The organism is Streptomyces sp. NPDC007896 (genome assembly GCF_042959425.1).
GTDB lineage: Bacteria > Actinomycetota > Actinomycetes > Streptomycetales > Streptomycetaceae > Streptomyces.
In genome coordinates this window covers 594,955-617,014 of the sequence record NZ_JBIBKX010000001.1, presented here as the reverse complement: position 1 = coordinate 617,014, position 22,060 = coordinate 594,955, and the positions used below count along the sequence as shown (strand labels likewise).

At 70.5% G+C, this 22,060-nt stretch carries 19 protein-coding genes and 2 pseudogenes; 9 read left to right on the top strand and 12 right to left on the bottom strand.

Going from position 1 to position 22,060, the window contains the following annotated elements:
* Positions 1–551: tetratricopeptide repeat protein (locus tag ACFZDJ_RS02795; protein ID WP_391055575.1), on the top strand; the 551-nt coding region annotated here is incomplete at its 5' end.
* Positions 552–881: 330 nt separating this feature from the next.
* Positions 882–968: pseudogene (locus ACFZDJ_RS02790) on the top strand (glutamine synthetase); the annotation flags it as partial.
* Between the two features lie 87 nt (positions 969–1,055).
* Here ACFZDJ_RS02790 and cutA read toward each other — a convergent pair.
* Both cutA and ACFZDJ_RS02780 read right to left on the bottom strand, forming a co-directional pair.
* Positions 1,056–1,451, bottom strand: a pseudogene (gene cutA / locus ACFZDJ_RS02785) (divalent cation tolerance protein CutA); the annotation flags it as partial.
* Positions 1,452–1,511: 60 nt separating this feature from the next.
* Entirely contained in the window at positions 1,512–1,988 is a 477-nt protein-coding gene (locus ACFZDJ_RS02780) for a hypothetical protein (protein ID WP_391055573.1), read from the bottom strand.
* Between the two features lie 10 nt (positions 1,989–1,998).
* On the opposite strand from ACFZDJ_RS02780, the gene ACFZDJ_RS02775 reads away from it, so the two are divergent.
* On the top strand, positions 1,999–2,211 hold the full coding sequence (locus ACFZDJ_RS02775; RefSeq protein ID WP_384904966.1) for a hypothetical protein: 213 nt from the start codon (positions 1,999–2,001) through the stop codon (positions 2,209–2,211).
* Between the two features lie 165 nt (positions 2,212–2,376).
* On the opposite strand, the gene ACFZDJ_RS02770 is transcribed toward ACFZDJ_RS02775, so the two are convergent.
* Together ACFZDJ_RS02770 and ACFZDJ_RS02765 are read right to left on the bottom strand one after the other, a co-directional pair.
* Entirely contained in the window at positions 2,377–2,961 is a 585-nt protein-coding gene (locus ACFZDJ_RS02770; protein ID WP_391055570.1) for a GNAT family N-acetyltransferase, read from the bottom strand.
* Between the two features lie 310 nt (positions 2,962–3,271).
* A complete protein-coding gene (locus ACFZDJ_RS02765; RefSeq protein WP_384904964.1) occupies positions 3,272–3,763 on the bottom strand; it encodes an FBP domain-containing protein in 492 nt (163 codons plus the stop codon).
* Between the two features lie 71 nt (positions 3,764–3,834).
* On the opposite strand from ACFZDJ_RS02765, the gene ACFZDJ_RS02760 reads away from it, so the two are divergent.
* A complete protein-coding gene (locus ACFZDJ_RS02760) occupies positions 3,835–4,449 on the top strand; it encodes a WHG domain-containing protein (RefSeq protein WP_390927944.1) in 615 nt (204 codons plus the stop codon).
* A 67-nt stretch (positions 4,450–4,516) separates the two neighbouring features.
* The gene (locus ACFZDJ_RS02755) at positions 4,517–5,698 is read left to right on the top strand and encodes a GDSL-type esterase/lipase family protein (protein ID WP_391055567.1); all 1,182 of its coding nucleotides are present in this window, start codon (positions 4,517–4,519) and stop codon (positions 5,696–5,698) included.
* Between the two features lie 92 nt (positions 5,699–5,790).
* On the opposite strand, the gene ACFZDJ_RS02750 is transcribed toward ACFZDJ_RS02755, so the two are convergent.
* The 3 genes from ACFZDJ_RS02750 to ACFZDJ_RS02740 are packed head-to-tail and all read right to left on the bottom strand — an operon-like array spanning position 5,791 to position 9,027.
* On the bottom strand, positions 5,791–6,816 hold the full coding sequence (locus tag ACFZDJ_RS02750) for a TolB family protein (protein WP_391055565.1): 1,026 nt from the start codon (positions 6,814–6,816) through the stop codon (positions 5,791–5,793).
* Positions 6,813–8,135 carry an MFS transporter gene (locus ACFZDJ_RS02745; protein WP_390927950.1) on the bottom strand — a complete coding sequence of 441 codons (1,323 nt, stop codon included), beginning with the start codon at positions 8,133–8,135 and terminating at the stop codon, positions 6,813–6,815. Before ACFZDJ_RS02745 ends, ACFZDJ_RS02750 begins: the two co-directional genes overlap by 4 nt.
* 1 nt (position 8,136) lies before the next feature.
* A complete protein-coding gene (locus ACFZDJ_RS02740; protein ID WP_384904952.1) occupies positions 8,137–9,027 on the bottom strand; it encodes an alkaline phosphatase family protein in 891 nt (296 codons plus the stop codon).
* 324 nt (positions 9,028–9,351) lie between these two features.
* On the opposite strand from ACFZDJ_RS02740, the gene ACFZDJ_RS02735 reads away from it, so the two are divergent.
* Complete coding sequence (locus ACFZDJ_RS02735) at positions 9,352–12,348, top strand: bifunctional [glutamine synthetase] adenylyltransferase/[glutamine synthetase]-adenylyl-L-tyrosine phosphorylase (RefSeq protein ID WP_391055563.1); 2,997 nt, start codon at positions 9,352–9,354, stop codon at positions 12,346–12,348.
* A gap of 118 nt (positions 12,349–12,466) precedes the next feature.
* On the opposite strand, the gene ACFZDJ_RS02730 is transcribed toward ACFZDJ_RS02735, so the two are convergent.
* The gene (locus ACFZDJ_RS02730; protein ID WP_391055560.1) at positions 12,467–13,384 is read right to left on the bottom strand and encodes an EamA family transporter; all 918 of its coding nucleotides are present in this window, start codon (positions 13,382–13,384) and stop codon (positions 12,467–12,469) included.
* A 117-nt stretch (positions 13,385–13,501) separates the two neighbouring features.
* Here ACFZDJ_RS02730 and ACFZDJ_RS02725 point away from each other — a divergent pair, with 117 nt between their 5' ends.
* Positions 13,502–14,413, top strand: coding sequence for a LysR substrate-binding domain-containing protein (locus tag ACFZDJ_RS02725; RefSeq protein ID WP_391055556.1), 912 nt, complete (start codon positions 13,502–13,504; stop codon positions 14,411–14,413).
* A 64-nt stretch (positions 14,414–14,477) separates the two neighbouring features.
* On the opposite strand, the gene ACFZDJ_RS02720 is transcribed toward ACFZDJ_RS02725, so the two are convergent.
* The gene (locus ACFZDJ_RS02720; protein WP_168508284.1) at positions 14,478–15,083 is read right to left on the bottom strand and encodes a TetR/AcrR family transcriptional regulator C-terminal domain-containing protein; all 606 of its coding nucleotides are present in this window, start codon (positions 15,081–15,083) and stop codon (positions 14,478–14,480) included.
* 167 nt (positions 15,084–15,250) lie between these two features.
* Between ACFZDJ_RS02720 and ACFZDJ_RS02715 the strand changes: the two genes are divergently transcribed.
* Entirely contained in the window at positions 15,251–16,702 is a 1,452-nt protein-coding gene (locus ACFZDJ_RS02715; RefSeq protein WP_168508283.1) for an APC family permease, read from the top strand.
* A gap of 26 nt (positions 16,703–16,728) precedes the next feature.
* Complete coding sequence (locus ACFZDJ_RS02710) at positions 16,729–18,300, top strand: amidohydrolase family protein (RefSeq protein WP_391055553.1); 1,572 nt, start codon at positions 16,729–16,731, stop codon at positions 18,298–18,300.
* 67 nt (positions 18,301–18,367) lie between these two features.
* On the opposite strand, the gene ACFZDJ_RS02705 is transcribed toward ACFZDJ_RS02710, so the two are convergent.
* From ACFZDJ_RS02705 to ACFZDJ_RS02695, 3 genes are all read right to left on the bottom strand, one after another.
* Complete coding sequence (locus ACFZDJ_RS02705) at positions 18,368–19,228, bottom strand: phosphatase PAP2 family protein (protein ID WP_391055551.1); 861 nt, start codon at positions 19,226–19,228, stop codon at positions 18,368–18,370.
* 110 nt (positions 19,229–19,338) lie between these two features.
* A complete protein-coding gene (locus ACFZDJ_RS02700) occupies positions 19,339–20,373 on the bottom strand; it encodes a substrate-binding domain-containing protein (RefSeq protein WP_390927960.1) in 1,035 nt (344 codons plus the stop codon).
* 25 nt (positions 20,374–20,398) lie between these two features.
* A complete protein-coding gene (locus ACFZDJ_RS02695; protein ID WP_384904927.1) occupies positions 20,399–22,048 on the bottom strand; it encodes a glycoside hydrolase family 13 protein in 1,650 nt (549 codons plus the stop codon).
* Positions 22,049–22,060: the final 12 nt, after the last annotated feature.

The window sequence follows — 22,060 nt, the reverse complement described above, 5'->3', positions numbered from 1 at the left end:
ATTATGGTTGGGCGATAGCCTGGCGTGGGCAGGCTTATCGAGCTCTTAAGCGCTATGACGAGGCCCTCGCGGACTTCAATCGTGCTATTGAATTGGATCCTAATGTCGACTGGATCATTGCCCAACGCGGGTGGACCTACCGCGAATTGCGGCGTTATGACGAGGCCCAGGCGGACTTCGCCCGTGCCGTTGAGCTCGACCCTGAAGACGCATGGTTTCATTGTGCATGCGGGGTGATCGCACGCCTTCTTAATAGATCGGATGAGTATGATCATTGGAATCGTGCCATGGAGATACTTTCCCGCGGCATCTCCGCAGGAGGCGACGGTGAGGCAGAAGCTCGGGGAAATCTGCTGGTGCTCCATTTCGTAATGCAGGAATGGGACAAGGCGGCTGCACAATTAGCACGGTTCCTCGGGTGTGGTCCAGCTGACTCGCGCATACGAGAGGTGCTAGATGACCTAGAGGAACTCGAAGAAATGGGCATGGGAGCTGTGCAGATGCAATCAGCGCGCCATGAAATGGAGCGTGCGCTGAGTCGGGGAATATGACGCACGACCTTTGGTGGGTTACGTGAGCGCCTACGCCGAAGCGAGGAGCCATCCAAAGATGCGACCAGCCTGACGGCACTGGGCCAGCCCTCTGGACGGCAGCCGAGGATTGGTCCTGCCGTGCGTCTTTCTTTGCTGGTTGGCGAGGCTCCGACCGCGCGGACTGACTTGAGGAGGCTTTATATCTGCCTGCGGCGAACTGACTTGGGCCGTCTGTGGGCCGTCGAAGGACGGCCCAGGGCGACCAACAACGACCGTAGACGACCACTCGGTTGCAGGTCATTGACGCCCGAACGTGGGTCATCCGAGGACTGACCCACGCCGCACAAGTTCCTGCGCAACAAGAAGTCGGAGTGGGAGGAGTACCGCTCCGAGGTCACCGCCTTCGAGCTCCGCAAGAACCTGCCGGTCCTGTAGGCGCAGGTCAGAGCGGCTTTCCCGCCAGAACAACACGTAGGGCCGACGGTCGCCGACCGTCGGCCCTACGGCGTTCACGGCGCCGTATCAGACCATGCGCGGCCGTTGCCGGACGGAGTCGCGGCGCGCCCTGCGAGCGGTAGCCGCTGTGGAAAGCGCACTCGCCCGCCGGGTACGACGACACTCACGCGCGGGACAAGAGCCTGTATCCGTCGTGGCCGGCGGACTCACAGCTGACCGCCGGAGAGGTGGAGCAGGTGGCCGCCACCACGGGCCGGGCACAGGACCTGGCCGCCGAAGGCGAGGGGCCGAGTCCTGCTCGGCGGCAGGAAGCGGCGACGTGGTCGCGACCACCCAGCCCGGGTAAGTCTCGGACCCGGCCACGGCGGCCACCGTGAAAACCTCCGGGTTCGTCCACGGACGGTGTGCCACGAGGTGAGCTTCCAGTTCTGCGAACTGATCGGCGTGGGTCTTCAGCAGAAGCTGCCAGTCCTCCCCGCCACCGCCTGCTCGCGGGTCTCAGCCAGGAACGGGCGATACCGGTCAGTCCGGCACTCGGCCGACGGTGAATCCGTCACCGTCCTGGAACTCGATCAGCACCCCACTGTCGGCGAGGTAGATCCAGCTTTCCGGAGAGCAGTCCAACAGCGTCTCGGCGTGGATCGCCACCGCGTTGGCATCCAGGGCGACCGAGGGCGCTGCGAGATTGCTCCAGAACACGACTGCGAGCTCACGCTCGTCCCCGTGGTCGTACACCAGCCTGCGCAGCTCCGCACCATCGAAAGCGGTGGATCGCTCAAGAACTTCAACGCCGTGCCAGTCCAGCCGAGTCGACCCCACCGCACCGAAGCGGCTCAAGCTGACTCCAGCAAGCGCACGATCCTCCTCGTACGAGAGCACGACCGCGGAATCGCCGACCGCGGCCAGGACCTCAGCGATTACCTCAGGGTGCGTCCCGTAGCCGCTTCTGGCGGTCAAGACATCCTCCATACCCGGCAGTCCCGGTTGATGGCCGGGCATGCTCATCATCGTGAGCGCCTACAGCAGCGACCAGGACTTGAACGTCACCGACACCACCGGGAACGGTGTCGAGGTGGACGTGGCCACCAACTTGATGAACGGCACCGTTCGGCTGTCGGTGCTGTGGACCGACGAGATCTACTTGTGCCCTGACGACGCCGAACGCGTGGCTCAGGCCCTTCTCCGCGCCGCTGAGCGCGGCCGTCGCATCGCCGGACCTTAAGCACGGGACCGGAAAGCCCCTACGCCGGCCAGTGAGTTACAGCTTTCCCTGCTGGGGCAAGGCAGAGAAGCCACCTGGCGACCGACCACTACCGCTTCTGACCCCACGGGGACCATGGGCGCTTGAGCGAGAACTCGGAGAACGTCGCCGGCGGTGAGGGTCGGCTCAGGCAACGGACTTGGCGGTGACACGGGCGCGCAAGGCATCGCGGACGGTGGGCCATTCGTCGGCGAGCAGGCTGTAGTACAGGGAGTCGCGGCGAGTGCCGTCCGGGCGGCGCATATGGCTGCGCAGGGTGCCTTCGTGGACCAGACCGAGGCGGGCCAGGGCCTGCTGGGAGCGCACGTTGAGGTTGTCGGTGCGCAGGGCCAGCCGAGCCAGGTGCAGGTCCTCGAAGGCGTGGGTGAACAGCAGCAGTTTGGACTCGACGTTGTAGGGGCCGCCCCAGCAGGAACGGTCGAACCAGGTCGCGCCGATCTCTGTGCGGCTCTCGGCCAGGTCGAGGTCGTACATGCTGGTTGAACCGATCACCGTGTCGTCGTCCCGGCGCTGCACCGTGAAGCAGCGCCGTGTCGGGTCGGCGGTCATCTCGCCGAGCCACTCGCGCAGTTGGGCCACGGTCTCGGGTCGTGCCCGGGGCATCCACCGCCAGACCTCGGGGTCGGACGCCGACGGGAAGAGCGCCTCGGCGTGGTCGGGGGACAGACGGACGAGGCGGACGGCAGTGCCCTCAAGCGGCTGGTTGATCATCGAAGCAGAATAAATCCGGAGCGGGACGAGCCCCCGGTGGGGTGAGTCCGATGATCAGTGGCTCGTCGTAGCCGTACGGCAGCGGGAGTGGGGGAGTCGGGCGTGAGCGGGGGATTGAGGGACGGGACGCGGACCCGGCCGTGCACATGGTGCGATGCGCCGGTCGAGCAGCCGGGCAGTCGGTGGCGGAGACGGCGGTTCTGCAGCCGTGAGCACAGGTGGAAGTTCCGGGGGCTGTCCGCCGTCGTTCGTTTTCTGGACAGCCTGTAGCTCTGCTCCTCACGGGAGCGCAAGCCGAGGGTGTACGGAGTCAGGTGGTCACCTTCGTGATGAACGCCGCCAGATTCGTCACCGTTCGTTGGATCTTTTCCTCCAGTGTGAGTGACTCGTGGAGGCGGGCGCCGGCGCCCGCGTCCTTCTTGCCTCGTACGTACAGGGAGCAGGAGAGGTCGCTGCATATGTAGGCGCCGACCGAGTTGCCCTGCTGGCCGGCCTTGCCCGCCTTCGGGGCGACCATCAGGGAGACGCCGCCGGTGTGGGTGGTCAGGCACATCGAGCACATGCTGCGCCGGGTCTGCCAGGAGGTGGGGCTGGGGCTGCGCAGGACCAGGGCCTTGGGGTGGCCGTTCAGTTCGAGGACGAGGTAGGTGCGTTCGGGGGACTGGGGGTCTCGCCAGCCGAGGTAGTCCAGGTCGTCCCAGGGGCGGTCGGTCAGATCGCGCGGGACGGACAGGCGCTTCGCCTCGCCCTTGGTGCAGTTCACGAACGCGGCGCGGATCTCTTGTTCGGTCAGCGGCTTCATGAGTGTCATGGTAAATTGCCTAAAAGTGTTAGGCAAATGAATGAGCTGTTCTGGTGAATAGGAGGAAGGTTATGGTGCGCGTCGGGTTGACCACGGAACGTCTGGTCCTCGCGGGGGCGGAGCTGGCCGACGAGGTCGGCTTCGAACAGGTGACCGTCTCAGAGCTCGCCAGACGCTTCGACGTGAAGGTCGCGAGCCTGTACTCGCACGTGAAGAACTCCCAGGACCTCAAGACCCGGATCGCCCTGCTCGCCCTGGAGGAACTCGCCGACCGGGGCGCCGCCGCGCTGGCCGGGCGGGCCGGCAAGGACGCCCTGGCCGCTCTCGCGAACGTCTACCGCGACTACGCCAGGGAGCATCCCGGCCGCTACGCCGCCGCCCAGTTCAGGCTCGACCCGGAAGCGGCCGCAGCCAGCGCCGGTGGGCGGCACGCGCAGATGACGCGGGCGATCCTGCGTGGCTACGAGCTGACGGAGCCGGACCAGACGCACGCCGTTCGGCTGCTGGGCAGCTTCTTCCACGGCTACGTCAGCCTGGAGATGGGGGGAGGGTTCAGCCACAGCGCCCCCGACACGCAGGAGACCTGGGTGCGGATGCTGGACGCCCTCGACGCGCTGCTGCGGAACTGGCCCGCGAGCGCGGCGGCGACAACAGCGACAGCGACCGGGCCCGTATCCGCCCCCTGATCGTCCCGCCGGAATCGTCCCTCCTGTCGATTCCGGCACCCGAGATGTCGATGGAGACACCGAGGCCATGACCACCGACCACGACTGGATCACCACACCCGTCACCGCCGACCTCCTGCGCGGCGCCCTCGACCTGGAGCCCACCGAACACGGTGTCCTCCCGCACCGGCTGCCCGCCCGGGCCCGCAGACAGATCCCCGACGGACAGCTCGCCATGGCCGAGGCCCAGCCCTCCGGCGTACGGCTGGTCTTCCGTACCCGGGCCACCGCCGTCGAGCTGGACACATTGCCCACCAAGCTCGTCTACGTGGGTGCGCCGCCCCGTCCGGACGGGGTGTACGAGTTGGTCGTCGACGGCCGGCCGGCGGGGCAGGCGAGCGTGATCGGCGGCAACGCGATGACCATCGACCTGGCCACGGGAGCGGCCTCGACCCGGCCGGGAGCGGTCGGTACCCTCCGTTTCGACGGTCTGTCCGACGGCGTCAAGGACGTCGAGATCTGGCTGCCGCACAACGAGACCACCGAACTGGTCGCCCTGCGCACCGACGCCCCCGTCGAGCCCGCGCCGGACCGGGGACGCAAGGTGTGGCTGCATCACGGCAGCTCGATCAGTCACGGTTCCGACGCCGCCGGGCCCACCTCCACCTGGCCCGCGCTCGCCGCCTCCCTCGCCGGTGTGGAACTGATCAACCTGGGGCTGAGCGGGAGCGCTCTGCTCGATCCGTTCACCGCGCGGGCCATGAGGGACACCGCCGCCGATCTGATCAGCGTCAAGATCGGGATCAATCTGGTCAACACCGATGCGATGCGGTTGCGTGCCTTCGGCCCGGCGGTGCACGGCTTTCTCGACACCGTCCGTGAGGGGCATCCCACCACGCCGCTGTTGGTCGTCTCGCCTCTTCTCTGTCCCATGCATGAGGACACGCCAGGGCCCAGCGCCCCGGACCTCTCCGATCTCGGTGCGGGGCGGCTGCGGTTCCTGGCCGTGGGGGATCCGGCGGAGCGCGCGAGCGGGAAACTGACGTTGCGTGTCATCCGCGACGAGCTGGCCCGGATCGTGGAGCAGCGGGCGGCCGAGGACCCGAACCTGCACTACCTGGACGGCCTGGACCTCTACGGTGAGGCCGACTTCGCCGAGTTGCCGCTGCCCGACCAGCTCCACCCGGACGCCGCCACCCATCGCCGTATCGGCGAACGCTTCGCCGAGCTGGCCTTCACCACCCAGGGCGCCTTCGCCTGGTTCACGTAGGCCTTCGTCTGGTTCACGTAGACCATTGTCTGGTTCACGTAGGCCCTTGTCTGGTTCGCGTACGCCGTCGCCCGGTTCGCGTACGCCGTCGTCTAGTTCACGTACGCGGGAGACACCGCCGCGGTGCTGATGCGCCGCGGCTTTCCCGTGCCGTCGGACGGGACGGTGTAGAGGTCGGCTCCGTAGTCGCCGGGGAGGGCGTAGACGATCGTGCGGTCGTCGCGCCAGACCGCCTGGTCGTCGACGCTGCGGGTCTCGGCCAGCGGGGTTTCGCGCATCGTGCGCAGGTCGAGGACGTACAGGTGCCAGGGGGCGTCCTTCGACAGGCCCGGCACGCGCTTCTTGTAGGCGACGCGCGTGCCGTCGGGAGAGAGGGACGGGCATTCGACGTTGGTGTGGAGGGTTGTGAGGGTGCGGGCCCGGAGGTCTCCCCGGACGAGGTACGTCCTGCCCATCGTCGCCAGCGTCGCGTAGAACGTGCGGTCGTCGGCCGCGAACGTGACGCCCCAGAAGTTGACGTCCGCCGCGTGGTACGTCCTGCCGTCCTTGACGACGCGGAACGCCTCCAAGGAGGGGGTCAGTTTCCCTGTCCTCGTGTCCACGATCGCCGCGCGTGTGGAGAAGTTCGTACCCGCGTACGAGTCGCCGCCGACGAAGGCCGTCCACGCGGCGTACCGGCCGCTGGGGGAGACACGGGCGCGGGACGGGATGCCGGGGACGTCGTAGCGGGCCGTCTCGCGCAGGCGCGCGTCGAGGATGACGGCCCGGTAGGTGTCCTGGACCGGGCCGTGCACCGACTGGAGGCAGACGCCGGTGCCCGCGGCCGCGTAGAAGCGGAGGCATTTGACCTTCGACGCCGTTCGGGGCCCCGAGGGGTCCGATGCCGGGACCGTCGTCAGTTCGTCGCGGTGCGGGCCCCAGGCCATGTTCCGGAAGATCATGCGGCTCCCGGACCCGGTGGTGAGCGCGACCGTGCCCGCGGCGATTCTCGGGCCGCCGGGCTGGGCCTGGTTCCTGCGGTCCGCGCGGGCCGAGGCGTGCAGGACGGAGGCCGTGGCCACGCCCGCCAGGACGACCAGCGCCGAGATCAGGACCAGGATGCGGGTACGGAGGGTCATGCGAGGCCTTCTGAAGGGGCGGAGGGGGTGGGACGGCGGAGCGTGAGCGCGAACAGGGCGCAGAGCGCCAGCGCCACCGTCGACGCCGTGAGCGCCGTACGGTCGCCCCAAGCCGTCCACGCCGCGCCGAAGCCGAGCGAGCAGACGAAACGGGCCAGGGCCTGGCCCGTCTGGACGAGGGCGAGACCGGACGAGCGCAGTTCCTCGGGCACGCTCTCCGAGGCCACCGCCATCAGTACGCCGTCGGTGGCGGCGTAGAAGCAGCCGTGCAGGAGCAGGACGGCGTACGGCAGTGCCGTTCCGTGCCAGGAGGTGAGCAGGAGGGCGTACGCGAGGAGCAGGGCGCCGTGGCCGGCCAGGAACACCCGCCAGCGGCCGACCCGGTCCGCGAGGCGGCCGAGCGGGACGGCCAGGAGCAGGAAGGCCGCCGCCGTGCCGAGAGGCAGCAGCGCGAACCAGCGGTCCGGCACGCCCAGGCGGCGCTGGAGGAGCAGGTAGACGAAGGAGTCACTGACCGTCGCGAGGCCCAGGAGGAGCGCGCAGAGGGTGACGCGGCGCAGGTCGGGGCGGGCGAGGAGGGCGAGGGCCGCGCGGAGCGTGGGGCGAGGTGCGGTGTCCCCGGGGGTTCCCGCCGGTGTCGTCCCTGTTCCTGCCCTGGTCGCTGTCGTACGCGCACCGTTCGGCACGAACAGCACCAGGACCAGTACGCCCACCACCGCCACGCAGAAGCTCACCGTGAACACCGCGTCGTACCCGTCGACCGTGGCCCGCAGGATCAGGAAGGCCACGAGGGGACCGAACAGCGCGCCCGCCGTGTCCATCGCCCGGTGCACGCCGAACGCGCGCCCCCGTGTCTCCGGCGTGCTCGACAGTGAGATCAGCGCGTCGCGCGGGGCCGTGCGCAGGCCCTTGCCGGTGCGGTCGGCGGCCAGGACCAGGCCGATCGGGGTGAGCGTGTGGGCCAGGAGCAGCAGGGGTTTGCAGGCCGCCGAGAGGGCGTAGCCGAAGCCCGCCACCCACTTGTGGCGGCCGCCGCCGCGGTCGGCCAGGTGGCCCCCGATCAGCCGGACGAGTGCCGAGAAGCCGTTGTAGATGCCGTCCAGGAGGCCGAAGCCCAGCGGGGACAGGCCGAGGCCCGTCACCAGGTACAGGGGCAGTACCGCCGTGACCATCTCCGACGAGACGTCGGTGATGAGACTGACCGCACCGAGCGCCAGCACCGTGGGCGCGACCGCGGCACGGCGCCGTCCGGCACGAAGCCGGACGGCGCCTTCCGCGGACGCCGCACTCGTGGAGGCGCGGCTGTCCGCCACGTACATCTCAGGACGTCCAGATGCCGGTGATGTCCTTGCCGGAGGCGGCGTTGCCCGCGTGGGTCGACAGGCCCTGCGAGTCCTCCAGGGTGCGCAGCAGGTCGTAGTGGTTGTAGGTGGTCGAGCTGGTGGATCCCGCGGTCACCTGCTGGCCGTAGAACACGGTCGGGATCTTGTTGCCGCTGAGCCGGTTGTCCTCGTCGAAGGTGACGACGAGGAGGCTGTTGTGGGTCTTGGCCCAGGTCGCGTACGCGCCCAGCTTGTTCTTCAGCCAGGTGTCACCGGTCGACACCGAGCAGTCGTGCATGTCGCTGCACAGGTTGGGGACCACGAAGGAGACCTGCGGAAGCGTCGTGTAGTCCGTCGGGAACTGGGTGAAGGTCTTCGCGGACGACGTCGGTACGTTGCTGAAGCCGAACCACGGGTTGTGCTTCTGCGCGTAGTTGCCGCTGCTGCACGTCGTGGAGCCCTGGCTGGGCAGCGTCTCGTTGTAGCTGGCCCAGGTCCTGCCCGCCGCGATCACCTCGGAGGCGAGGTTCGCGGCGGAGGAGAAGCCGGGGGTGACACAGCTGTCGTCGGTGACGCCCTGGGTGGAGCCGGAGAAGAGGGCGTAGTAGTTGGGCTGGCTCGGGTGCGTCTCGGCGTACGACGAGGTGAGGTTGGCGCCGCCGGTCTTGAGCGAGTTGATGTACGGGGCGCTGGAGGAGCCGATCACCTGGCTGTACGCGTGGTTCTCGAAGACCACGACGACCACGTGGTCCGGGGTCGGCACCCCGGCCGCGGCGTGCGCGGTGGTGGAGCCGCCGAGGCCGGTCCACAGGCCCACCGCGGCTGCGGTGAAGGCGAGGGCGGACGCCACGACGGCACGACTGCGGCGGTACACGGTTCTGCCGGACACTTCAGACCTCCGGTGGGGGGGAAGGCGACGGTGGCGGTGCGGACAGAGCATGCACACGCCAACATTCCCCTGTGCCAAGCCGCCCAACCGGCGGGGTGAAGACCTGATGAACTGCTTACCTTCCGGCCTGCGCGGTCGCCGCCACCCCGCTCGCCTTCTTACTTTTCCTACCCTCCTCGCCGCTCGCGCGGACCACATCCAAGGACACCTCCTACGGAAGCCGATTCCGGCGCGGGGCGCCACCGCGGGGACCGGGGTTAGGCTCGGGCTCGTACGACCTTGATCGGACCGGTCGTGCGACCTGATCCGACGGGAGGGCCGAGGATGATGGTGCCGGGGCGCAGGAGCAGTACCTTCACGCGGCTGCTGCGACACGGCTTCACCGATCCGTCGGCCGCCGAGCGCCTCCTGGACGGCGCGGAACTCGAGCCCATACGGTCCGATCCGGTGCTCCTCGACGCGCTCGGCGCCACCGCCGATCCCGATCTCGCGCTGCTCGGGCTCGTCCGGCTCGTCGAGGCGCAGGACGGCCACATCGCCGAGCGGGAACTCCTCGACACCCTGATCGCGGCCAAGCCGCTGCGCGACCGGCTGCTCGGCGTCCTCGGTGCCTCCGCCGCCCTCGCCGACCACCTCGCCCGGCACCCGAGCGACTGGCAGGCGCTCGTGACGTACGAGCCGCAGGACCTCCACCCCGGGGTGCGGGAGTTCGAGCGGGGGCTGGCGCAGGCGACCGATCCCGTCGCCCTGCGCGTCGCCTACCGGCGCTGTCTGCTGTCCATCGCCGCACGTGACGTGTGCGGCACCACCGACCTCGCCCAGACCGCCGCCGAACTCGCCGACCTCGCCACGGCCACCCTGCGCGCCGCGCTCGCCATCGCCAGGAGCGCCGCGCCCGACGACGCCGCGCTGTGCCGGCTCGCGGTGATCGCGATGGGGAAGTGCGGGGGGCACGAGCTGAACTACGTGTCCGACGTCGATGTCATCTTCGTGGGGGAGGCGGTGGAAGGGGCTGACGAGCGCAAGGCGCTGCAGGCCGCCACCCGGCTCGCCTCCCACATGATGCGGATCTGTTCCGAGACCACCGTCGAGGGCAGCATCTGGCCCGTCGACGCGAATCTGCGGCCCGAGGGGCGGAACGGGCCGCTTGTACGGACCTTGAGCAGCCACCTCGCCTATTACCAGCGCTGGGCCAAGACCTGGGAGTTCCAGGCCCTGTTGAAGGCTCGGCCCGTGGCCGGGGACCTCGGGCTCGGCGAGGAGTACGTGGCCACGCTGGCGCCCCTGGTGTGGCACGCCGCAGAGCGGGAGAACTTCGTCGCCGACGTACAGAAGATGCGCCGGCGGGTCGTGGAGAACATTCCGGTCGCCGAGATCGAGCGTGAGCTGAAGCTCGGACCGGGGGGACTGCGCGATGTCGAATTCGCCGTGCAGCTCCTGCAGTTGGTGCACGGGCGGGCCGACACCTCGCTGCGCAGCGGGACCACGCTGGACGCGTTGGGGGCGCTCGCGGCCGGTGGTTATGTCGGGCGGGCCGACGCCGTGCAGCTCGACGACGCCTATCGGTTTCTGCGGTCCATGGAGCACCGGATACAGCTCTACCGGCTGCGGCGGACCCATCTGGTGCCCGAGGACGATGCCGATCTGCGGCGCATCGGGCGCTCGCTCGGCCTTCGGGCCGATCCCGTCGTCGAGTTGAACCGTGAGTGGAAGCGGCATGCGGCTGTCGTACGGCGGCTGCACGAGAAGTTGTTCTACCGGCCGCTGCTGGACGCCGTGGCCCAACTCGCCCCGGGCGAGAGCCGGCTGAGTCCGACCGCGGCGCGGGAGCGGCTCGTCGCCCTCGGGTACGCAGATCCGGCCGCGGCGCTGCGGCATTTGGAGGCGCTGGCCTCCGGGGTTTCGCGCAAGGCCGCGATTCAGCGGACCCTGCTGCCCGTGCTGTTGGGGTGGTTCGCGGATTCCGCCGACCCCGACGCCGGGTTGCTGAACTTCCGCAAGGTCTCGGACGCCCTGGGCAAGACCCCTTGGTATCTGCGGCTGTTGAGGGACGAAGGGGCTGCGGCGGAGAACCTGGCGCGTGTGCTGTCGGCCGGGCGGCTCGCTCCCGACCTGTTGATGCGGGCGCCGGAGGCCGTCGCGCTGCTCGGTGACGGGGACGGCGGCGGCCTCGAACCGCGCGGCCGTGCCCATCTGGAGCAGGAGATCCTCGCCGCGGTGAGGCGGGCCGACGGGGGCGAGCAGGCGGTGACCGCCGCGCGTGGTGTGCGGCGGCGGGAGCTGTTCCGTACGGCCGCCGCGGACATCGTCGCCTCGTACGGCACCGAGGAGACACCCGCCGTCGCCGATCAGGGCGCGCTGGTGGATCAGGTGGGCGGTGCGGTGTCCGACCTGACGGCGGCGACGCTGGCGGGGACCCTGCGGGCCGTGGTGCGGGACAGGTGGGGGGACACGCTGCCCACGCGGTTCGCCGTCATCGGGATGGGGCGGTTCGGGGGGCACGAGCTCGGTTACGGGTCCGATGCGGATGTGCTGTTCGTGCACGAGCCCCGGGAAGGTGTCGACGAGCAGGAGGCATCTCGGGCGGCCAACGCGGTTGTCTCGGAGATGCGGCGGTTGCTTCAGGTGTCCAGTGCGGATCCGCCCTTGCTGATCGACGCCGATCTGCGGCCCGAGGGGAAGTCCGGGCCCTTGGTGCGGACGCTGAACTCCTACGAGGCCTACTACCGGCGGTGGTCGCTGGTGTGGGAGTCGCAGGCCCTCCTCCGGGCCGAGTTCGTCGCGGGGGACGAGGACCTGGGGCGACGGTTCATCGAGCTGGTCGATCCGTTGCGGTATCCCGCGGAGGGGCTCGGTGACGACGCCGTACGGGAGATCCGGCGGCTGAAGGCCCGGATGGAGTCGGAGCGGATGCCCCGCGGGGCCGATCCGACGCTGCACACCAAGCTGGGGCGGGGTGGGCTGTCCGACGTGGAGTGGACCGTGCAGCTGTTCCAGTTGCAGCACGGGTGGGCGGAGCCGGGGCTGCGGACCACTCGGACACGGGAGGCGCTGGGCGCGGCGTGCGCGGCGGGGCTGGTGTCCGGGGAGGACGCGGCCATCCTGGACGAGGCGTGGGTGCTGGCGACGCGGGTGCGCAACGCGGTGATGCTGGTACGGGGGCGGGCCGGGGACACGTTTCCCTCCGACGGGCGTGAACTCGCCGCGGTCGGGCGGTACTTGGGGTACGGGCCCGGTCATGTCGGCGACATGATCGAGGACTACCGGCGGACCACTCGGCGGGCTCGGGCCGTGGTGGAGGTGCTGTTCTACGGGGCGTGAGCCTTGGGGGCTGGGTCTGGGTCTGGGTTTGGGTCTGGGGTCTCGGATCTGGGGCCTGGGGCTGCGGCTCGGTGGGCGGGTCGGGGCCGTGCCGGTACGTCAGCCCGTCGCCGCCGGATCAGGCGTTGCCCTGTGGGGAGCCGCTTCCGGACCCGGACGTAAGCGACGGGCTTCGACGTACCGGCACGGCCCCTTCCGTCCGGGGGCGGGTGCGGGTGGCTGCCACTCCGGCCAGGACCACCGCCATGCCCGCCAGTGTGCGCAGGCCGAGCGTCTCGTTCAGGACCAGGGCGCCGAGCGTCACCGAGACCACGGGGAGCAGGTAGCCGACCGTGGCCGCGCTGGTGGGGCCCTCTTCGGCGATCATGCGGTAGTTGAGGTAGAAGGTCAGGCCGGTGGAGAAGACGCCGAGGACGGTGACCGCCAGCAGGGCCGTGGTGTCGGGGTGGGTGGGGGCCGCCGTGGGGAGGGCCAGGGTCGTCCAGGCCGTGGCCATGAGGAGTTGGGCCGCCGATACGGCCAGAGGGGCGCCGCGGGGGGTGAGGTGGCGGGCCATGTAGGTGAACGCGATCGCATAGCTCGCCGCGGCGGCCAGGAGGGCTCCGGCGCCCCAGCCGGCCAGGCCGTCGTGCTGCCAGGGGGCGAAGATCAGCAGGACGCCCGCGAAGCCGAGGAACAGGCCGGTCAGGCGCAGGGGGTGGAGGGAGCGGTCCGTGCCGAGGACCGCGCCCAGAAGGAGCGACCAGAGGGGGGTGGTCGCGTTCATGACGCCCGCGATCCCCGAGTCGACCGTCTGCTCGCCGAGCGCGAAGAGGGCGAAGGGGATCGCGTTGCAGAACAGCGCCGCGACGGTCACATGGAGCCAGAGAGCGCGGGAGCGGGGGAGGCGCTGACGCACCCCGCGGGCCAGGAGCAGGAGGACCGCCGTGCCCAGGGCGCAGCGCGTGAGGGTCAGGTGGGCGGGGGACATGCCGTGGTCCAGGGCCAGTTTGATCCAGAGGAAGCCCGAGCCCCAGAGGAGCGCCAGGATGGCCATGCGGAGAGAGGAACGGAGAGGGGAGGGGGGGTGGGGGCTTGGCATGCGGTCTACGGTCCTTGGGATTTGAGTTGAGGACAAGTGAAGTGTTTTGCATGCACTGTTAAGGTGTGCTTCATGCTTGATGTGCGGCGTATGCAGGTGCTGCGGGCTGTGGTCAGCAGCGGGTCGGTGACGGCGGCCGCGGCGGATCTGGGGTACACGCCCTCCGCCGTCAGTCAGCAGATCGGGGCGCTGGAGAAGCAGGCGGGGACCGAGCTGCTGGAGCGGGTCGGGCGCGGGGTACGGCCCACCGCTGCGGGGCTGCTGCTGACCGAGTACGCGGACGCCATCGGGCGGCAGGTCGCCGAGGCGGAGACCGCCCTCGCGGATCTGCGGGCGGGGCGGACGGGGCGGCTCGCGGTGCGGTACTTCGCCACGGCCGGGGCCGCGCTGGTCGCTCCCGCCGTTGCGCGGTTTCGGCGTGAACACCCCGGCGTGCGCGTGGAGTTGAAGCTGATCGATGTGGAGGATCCGCTGCCCGACGTGAAGGAGGGACGGGCCGATCTCGCCCTCGTGGTGCGGGCCGACGGTACCGGCCCCGAGGGCATGCGGCTGGTGCGGCTGCTCGATGATCCGTACCGGGTCGTGCTGCCCAGGGGGCATCGGCTCGCGGGGCGGCGGCTGCTCGAACTGGCGGAACTGGCCGATGAGCCGTGGGTCGGGAGCGAGTGGCCGGGGCCCTGTCTCGACGCGCAGTTGGACGCCTGTGCGGCTGCCGGGTTCCGGCCCTCGTTCGCGGTGCAGAGCGAGGACTACGCCACCGCTCAGGGCTTCGTGGCGGCCGGGCTCGGAGTGAGTCTGATTCCCCGGCTCGGGCTGGGGAGTCGGCACCCTGGTGTGGTGGTGCGGAAGGTGCGCGCTCCTGAGCCGGTGCGGGTTCTGTACGCGGCGGTGCGGGAAGCGGCTCCCGGTGCCGCGGAGCGGCCGGCGTTGCACGGGCTGCTGGACGCGCTCCGGGGTGCGGCCCACCCCGACGCCGACCGGTGACGGCTCACGCCGGGCGGTAATCGCTCACGCAGGGCGGTGACGGCTCACGCCGGGCGGTAGTCGCTCACGCCGCCTGCAAGGCCCTCGCGTGGGCCAGGAATCCCTCCAGCGCCAGTTCGAACGCCCGGTCCGCGCGGCCCTCGCCCACCGCGTCCAGTGCCGCCGCGAGGCGCGGTGTCGTCGTCTCGTCCGGGAGTTCCCACATGGTCTCGGGGGCCGCCAGGTCCAGGGCCGAGCCGAGGACCAGGTTCTCCAGGGCGATGATCACCGGCATGACGTCGGGCAGGGGGAAGCCGGCGTCGAGCAGGAGGGTGACCGCGCGCTCGTACTGCTCCAGGACGCGGGGCGCTCGTACGGGTGAGGTGGTCAGGAGCGGGATCGTCTTCGGGTGCGCGGCGAAGGCGGCGCGGTAGGAGCGCGCCCAGGCGGCCAGGGCCGTGTCCCAGGGGGTCAGGGACAGGGTGTGCGTGTCGATGGCCGAGGACACCCGTTCGCGCAGGAGTTCCACGATGCCGTCGCGGCCGTCCACATGGTGGTACACCGAGCCGGTCTGCACGCCGAGCCGCTTGGCGATCTGCGGCACGCTGAACTCTCCCCGCTCATCGATCAGTTCGAGCGCCGTCGTGGTGATGCGCTCGCGGTCGAGGAGAGGTGTGCGCGGCCGTCCCATGATCTGTGTTCTCCCTGAGGTCTTCCCGGATGCCCAACGGGAGGTTACATTGCGGAAACCGAAAGCCTTTAGGTTAATGCGTCCCGGGTCACCCCCGCCCCGGGACTCCGGGTCGCCCCGCACGCCCGGACCCGTTCCCGTCCCCCGGCCAGAAGGGCTTCCCTCGCATGCCCGTCACCACCTCCGCGGAGAGAACGCCGACTCCCACGGCGACCCTCCGCTCCGGTTCCCTCGGCACCGCCGACATCGCCTTCTTCGTCGTCTCGGCCGCAGCTCCCCTGACCGTCATGGCGGGTGTTGCCCCGCTCGCGATCCTGCTCGGCGGGATCGGCGCACCCGTCGGCTACCTCATCGCCGGTGTCACGCTCGCCGTCTTCGCCGTCGGCTTCACCACCATGAGCCGGCATGTGCGCAGCGGCGGCGCGTTCTACGCGTACATCACCCGTGGGCTCGGACGGCCCGTCGGCATCGGCGCCGCGCTGCTCGCCCTCATCGGCTACAACGGCATGGAGATCGGCGTCTACGGCCTGCTCGGCAGTGCCAGCAAGGACACCGTGCGAGCCCTCTTCGGGACCGATGTTCCGTGGCTGCCCGTGTCGCTGGCCGGGCTGCTGGTGATCGGCTACGGCGGCTATCGGTCCATCGACTTCGGGGCGAAGCTGCTCGGCGTGCTGCTCGTCGCCGAGACCGGGATACTCGTGCTGCTCGCCGGTGGAGTGCTGCTCAAGGGGGGCGCGCACGGGCTGTCGGGTGCCTCTTTCACGCCCGGCCATGTGCTCGTGCCGGGGACGGCCGTCGTGCTCGCCTTCGCCTTCGCCGCGTTCACCGGGTTCGAGTCCACCGTCATCTACCGGCGGGAGGCTCGCGACCCGGAGCGCACGGTGCCGCGGGCGACATACGCGGCCGTCGGGTTCCTCGGGCTCTTCTACGCGTTCGTGGTGTGGGTCGTGATCCAGGCCTTCGGGAACGCGGAGGTCGTGCGCGCCGCGGCCAAGGACCCCGGCGGGCTCTTCTTCTCCGCGATCACGACGTACGTCGGCGGCTGGGCGGCCGACCTGATGCACCTCTTCATCATCACCAGCGTGCTGGCCTCGCTGCTCGCCTTCCACAACGCCATCAACCGGTACGGCCTCGCCCTCGCGGAAGAGGGCGTGCTGCCGCGGGCACTGGGCCGTATCCACCCGCGGCACCGCTCCCCGTACGTCGCCGGGATCGTGCAGACCGTGCTCGGCGCGGTGGTCGTTCTCGGCTTCTGGGCGGCGGGGGCGGATCCGTACGGGCAGCTGCTGCTGTGGGTCAACACCCCGGGGATGATCGGGCTGTTCGCGCTCCAGCTGCTCGCCGCGATCGCCGTGCCCTGCTACTTCCGGCGGGTGCGGCACGAGGAGGGGGTGCTGCGGACCGTGGTCGCGCCGGTGGTCGCGACCGTGCTGCTCGCGACGGCCATAGGGCTGGTCGTGACCCACATCGACCTGTTCACCGGCGCCTCCGCCACGGTGAACACCGTGCTGATCGTCCTGTCGCCCGCCGTCTTCGTCGTCGGTCTCGCGCTGGCGTGGTGGCTGCGGCGCGAACGGCCCGAGATCTACGCGGACTTCGCCGCCGAACCCGCCGAATAGTCCTTCGTCCCAAGGGAGTCACCCGCATGCCCACCGCCGAGCTCGTCCTCACCGGCGCCGAAGTCCGCACCCTCGATCCCGCCCGTCCGTACGCCACCGCCCTCGCCGTCCGCGACGGGCTGATCGCCGCGGTCGGTGACGAGAGTGACGTACGGGACTGGCGTGGGCCGGGAACGGAGATCGTCGACCTGGCCGGGGCGCACCTCGTGCCGGGGCTGGTGGACGCGCACAGCCACCCCGTGTGGGGACTGGACATGGCCACCGGCGTCGACCTGTCCGCCGTACGGGATCTCGACGGACTGCGCGACGCGCTCCGGGGCGCGGCCCGCATCGACGGGTGGGTCATCGGGTTCGGGCTCGACCACAACGTCTTCGGCGGGCGGCCCCCGCACCGGTCGCTCGTCGAGGACGTACTCGTCGGCGCGCCCGCCTTCCTGCGGCTGTACGACGGGCACTCGGCCCTCGTCAGCGGGGCGGCCCTGGCGGCCGCGGGTGTCACGGGAGCGCGCTCCTTCGTCCAGCGGTCGGAGGTGGTGTGCGACGGCGACGGGCGGCCCACCGGGCATCTCGTGGAGCACGCGGCCATGGAACTGGTCGCGGAGGTCATGCCCCGGTCCTCGTACGGTCAGCGGCGGGCCCGGCTCGTCGAGCTGCTGTCCGCGATGGCGGCCACCGGGCTGACCGCGGCCCATGTGATGGACCTGGGGGATCTGGAACTGGTGGGGGCCGTCGCCGCGGAGGGCGTGCTGCCGGTGCGGCTGCGGTTCGCGCCCTGGTGCATGCCGGGCGCCGACCGGGAGGCCCTGGACGGGCTCGTCGCGCTCCAAGGGCGGCGGGGGCGGCACTGGAGGGTCGGCGGGGTCAAGTTCTTCATGGACGGGACCGTCGAGGGCGGCACGGCGTGGCTGGAGCACGCGGACTGTCACGGGCAGGGCACCGAGGCGTTCTGGCCCGATCCCGAGGCGTACACCGCCGCCGTACGGCATCTGCACGCCGCCGGGGTCCGTACGGCCACCCACGCGATCGGGGACGCGGCCGTGCGGCACGTGCTCGACACCGTGGAGGGCCTCGGGGACAGTGGTCGGTTCGTTCACCGGATCGAGCACGTGGAGACCGTGCCGGACGACACGCTCGCCCGGTTCGCGCGACTCGGGGTCGTCGCGTCCATGCAGCCGCCGCACACCGCGTACACGCGCGGTGATCACGGCGACGAGTGGTCGCGGCGGCTCGGGACCGAGCGGGCCGGGCGGGCCTGGCGGATCCGCGCGCTGCGGGAGGCCGGTGCCGTGGTCGCCCTCGGCTCGGACTGGCCGATCGCCCCGTACGACGCCCGGGGGGTGCTCGCGACCGCCCGGGAGCCCCTGGGTGCCGCTGCCGCCGGGGGCGGCCTCAGCGGGATCCAGGCGCTGGAGGGCTGTACGACGCACGCGGCCCTCGCCGCGGGGGAGGGCCACGAGTCGGGACGTATCGCTCCCGGGCTGCGAGCGGACCTCACGGCCTTCGGCCTCGATCCGGTGGCCGCACCGGCGGACGAGCTGGCCCAGGCGCCGGTACGGCTGACGGTGACGGGCGGGCACGTGGTGCACCGCGGGGACTGAGCCGGAGGCGGACAGCGAACGGGCCCGTCGATGATCGACGGGCCCCGTGCGACGACAGCTCCGGGTGTCAGGCCTCCAGCGGCACCAGGGGCGCGCCACGCGTCCCGGGAACCCAGCGGGGCAGGGCGTGGGGCAGGGCCCCGTACCAGAGGTGGGCAACCGTGAAGCCGAAGGCCAGGCACAGCATGCCGCCCACCGCGTCCAGCCAGAAGTGGTTGGCGGTGGAGACGATGACCAGCAGCGTGGCCGCCGGGTAGAGCAGGCCCAGGACGCGGACCCACGGCACCGAGGCCAGGGCGAAGATGGTCAGACCGCACCACAGGGACCAGCCGATGTGCATCGACGGCATCGCGGCGTACTGGTTCGACATGTGCTTGAGGTCCCCGGAGGCCATGGAACCCCACGTGTGGTGGACGACCACCGTGTCGACGAAGTCACCGCCGTTCATCAGGCGGGGTGGGGCGAGCGGGAAGAAGTAGTAGCCGAGCAGGGCCACCGCCGTGGTGGCGAAGAGCGCGAGGCGTGCCGCCGCGTACCGGCCGGGGTGGCTGCGATAGAGCCACACCAGGACCCCGAGCGTCACGACGAAGTGCAGCGTCGCGTAGTAGTAGTTCATCCCGATGATCAGCCATGTCACCGAGTTCACGGCGTGGTTGACCGACTGCTCGACGGCGATCCCGAGGTGGTGCTCCATGCGCCACAGCCAGTCGGCGTTGCTCAGCGCCTCCTGCTTCTGCTCGGGCACGGCGTTGCGGATCAGTGAGTACGTCCAGTAACTCACGGCGATGAGCAGGATCTCGAACCAGAAGCGGGGGCGACGCGGGGTGTGCCGCCGGCGCAGAAACGCCTTCCCCGCGTTCTCCTCCGCGACGGGGCGTGGAGCGGCCCGGTCCTGGCCTTCCAGTGTCGTCACGGTCGTCTCACCCATAGGCACAAAGTCTGCCAGAAAAGCGTTCCGCGACCGATCATCCCCTGGTCTGGTCCCGGCCGCACGTTCTACGACGGGAGGAGTCCTACGCGCAACGTATGCGCTCCTCCTTAGGGACGATTCCGGTCCCCAGGGGCCGAAGCGGTCGAACCGCGCACCACCAGCTCCGGCATGAACACGAACTCACTGTGCGGTGCCGGAGTTCCACCGATCTCCTCCAGCAACGTCCGCACCGCCGCCTGACCCATGGCCGGGACCGGCTTGCGTATCGTCGTCAGGGGCGGGTCGGTGAAGGCGATCAGAGGGGAGTCGTCGAAGCCGACGACCGATATGTCCTTCGGCACCTCCAGGCCCCGCTGACGCGCCGCCCTTATCGCGCCGAGCGCCATCATGTCGCTCGCGCAGACCACCGCCGTGCACCCCCGGTCCATGAGGGCGGTGGCCGCGGCCTGACCGCCCTCCAGGGTGTACAACGAGTGCTGGACCAGTCGCTCCTCGATGTCGGCCGGGCTCAGCCCCAACTGCTCCTGCATCGTGCGCACGAAGCCCTCGATCTTCCGCTGCACGGGCACGAACCGCTTCGGACCCAGGGCGAGTCCGATGTGGGTGTGCCCGAGCGAGACGAGGTGCGTGACCGCGAGGGCCATCGCCGCGCGGTCGTCCGGGGAGATGAAGGGCGCCTGGACCTTCGGCGAGAAACCGTCGACCAGGACGAACGGGACGCCCTGGGCGCGCAGCTGCTCGTAGCGCTGCATGTCCGCCGAGGTGTCGGCGTGCAGACCGGAGACGAAGATGATGCCGGCGACGCCCCGGTCCACCAGCATCTCCGTCAGCTCGTCCTCGGTGGAGCCGCCCGGCGTCTGGGTGGCGAGGACCGGGGTGTAGCCCTGGCGGGTCAGTGCCTGGCCGATGACTTGCGCCAGAGCCGGAAATATGGGGTTCTCCAGCTCCGGGGTGATCAGGCCCACCAGGCCCTCGCTGCGCTGCCGCAGCCGGACCGGACGCTCGTAGCCCAGGACGTCGAGCGCGGCCAGGACGGACTGGCGGGTGGTCGCGGCGACGCCCGGCTTCCCGTTCAGGACGCGGCTGACAGTCGCCTCACTGACCCCCGCCTGGGCTGCGATGTCGGCAAGCCGTGTGGTCACAGGATTGGACTGTACCGGTCGCATCTCAGACTGCCCACCAGACCGTTGAATCTGCGGGCAGTTCGGTCGTTTCGGCACCCGGCTCGACGTCCGCGCTGGCGAGCAGCAGGGTGCCCGGGGTGGGCAGCGGGAGGGGGGCCGAGGTGAGGTTCACCGTGCAGACGAAGGAGCCCTCGGCGGTGTCCCGGCGGAAGGCGAGGACCCCGTCGGGCGTCGGCAGCCAGGTCACCTGACGGCCCGCGCCGAGCGCCGGGTGCTCGCGGCGCACGGCGAGCGCGCTGCGGTAGAACTCCAGCGTCGAGGTGGGGTCGCCCTCCTGCGCCTCGACCGTGAGGTTCTTCCAGGAGGCCGGCTGCGGCAGCCAGCTCGGGCCGCCCTCGACCGGACCGAAGCCGAACGGCGCGACCTCGCCGGACCACGGCAGCGGCACCCGGCAGCCGTCGCGGGTGCCGTCCTGGCCCGCGCTGCGGAAGAACGCCGGGTCCTGGCGGACCTCGTCGGGCAGGTCGACGACCTCGGGCAGCCCGAGCTCCTCGCCCTGGTAGAGGTACGCCGAGCCGGGCAGCGCCAGCATGAGCAGGGTCGCCGCCCGGGCCCGGCGCAGACCACGCGCCTCGTCCCCTTCCGCGAGACGCGTGGAGTGCCGTACCACGTCATGGTTGGACAGGACCCAGGTCGCGGGCGCGTGCACGGCGTTCATGGCGCCGAGCGAACGGTCGATGACGGCGCGCAGGTCCGCCGCGTTCCAGCCGGTGGTCAGATAGGAGAAGTTGAAGGCCTGGTGCAGCTCGTCCGGGCGCAGGTACAGCGCGCTGCGCTCGACGGTCGGCGTCCACGCCTCGGCCACCGCGATCCGCTCGCCCGTGTACTCGTCCAGGATCCGCCGCCAGCTGCGGTAGATCTCGTGCACGCCGTCCTGGTCGAAGTACGGCACGGCCTCGGTGCCGAGCAGCTTGACCTGCCCGTCGTGGCCGATGTCGGGCAGACCCGCCGCCTTGACGAGGCCGTGGGCGACGTCGATGCGGAAGCCGTCGATGCCGAGGTCCAGCCAGAAGCGCAGGATGGAGCGGAACTCGTCGTGGACGGCCGGGTGGTCCCAGTTGAAGTCGGGCTGCTCGGGCGCGAACAGGTGCAGGTACCACTCGCCGTCCTCGACGCGGGTCCAGGCCGGGCCGCCGAAGATCGACTCCCAGTCGTTGGGGGGCAGTTCGCCGTTCTCGCCCTTGCCGGGACGGAAGTGGAAGCGCTCCCGGATCGGCGAACCCGGGCCCTCGCGCAGCGCCTGCTTGAACCACTCGTGCTGGTCCGAGCAGTGGTTGGGCACCAGGTCGACGATCACCCGCAGTCCCAGGCCGTGCGCGTCCCGCACCAGGTCGTCGGCGTCCGTGAGGTTGCCGAACATCGGGTCCACCGCGCGGTAGTCGGCCACGTCGTAGCCCGCGTCCGCCTGTGGGGAGGCGTAGAAGGGGGACAGCCACACCGCGTCGACGCCGAGGTCCTTGAGGTAGGGGAGCCGGGCCCGGACGCCGGGCAGGTCACCCATGCCGTCGCCGTTGCCGTCCGCGAAGCTGCGCGGATAGACCTGGTAGATGACCGCGTCGCGCCACCACTCCCGGCGCCCGGAGGCGGCGGAGGAGGCGTCGGTGGGGAGTGCGTCGGTGGCGTGCTGGGTCATGGATTCCCTTAG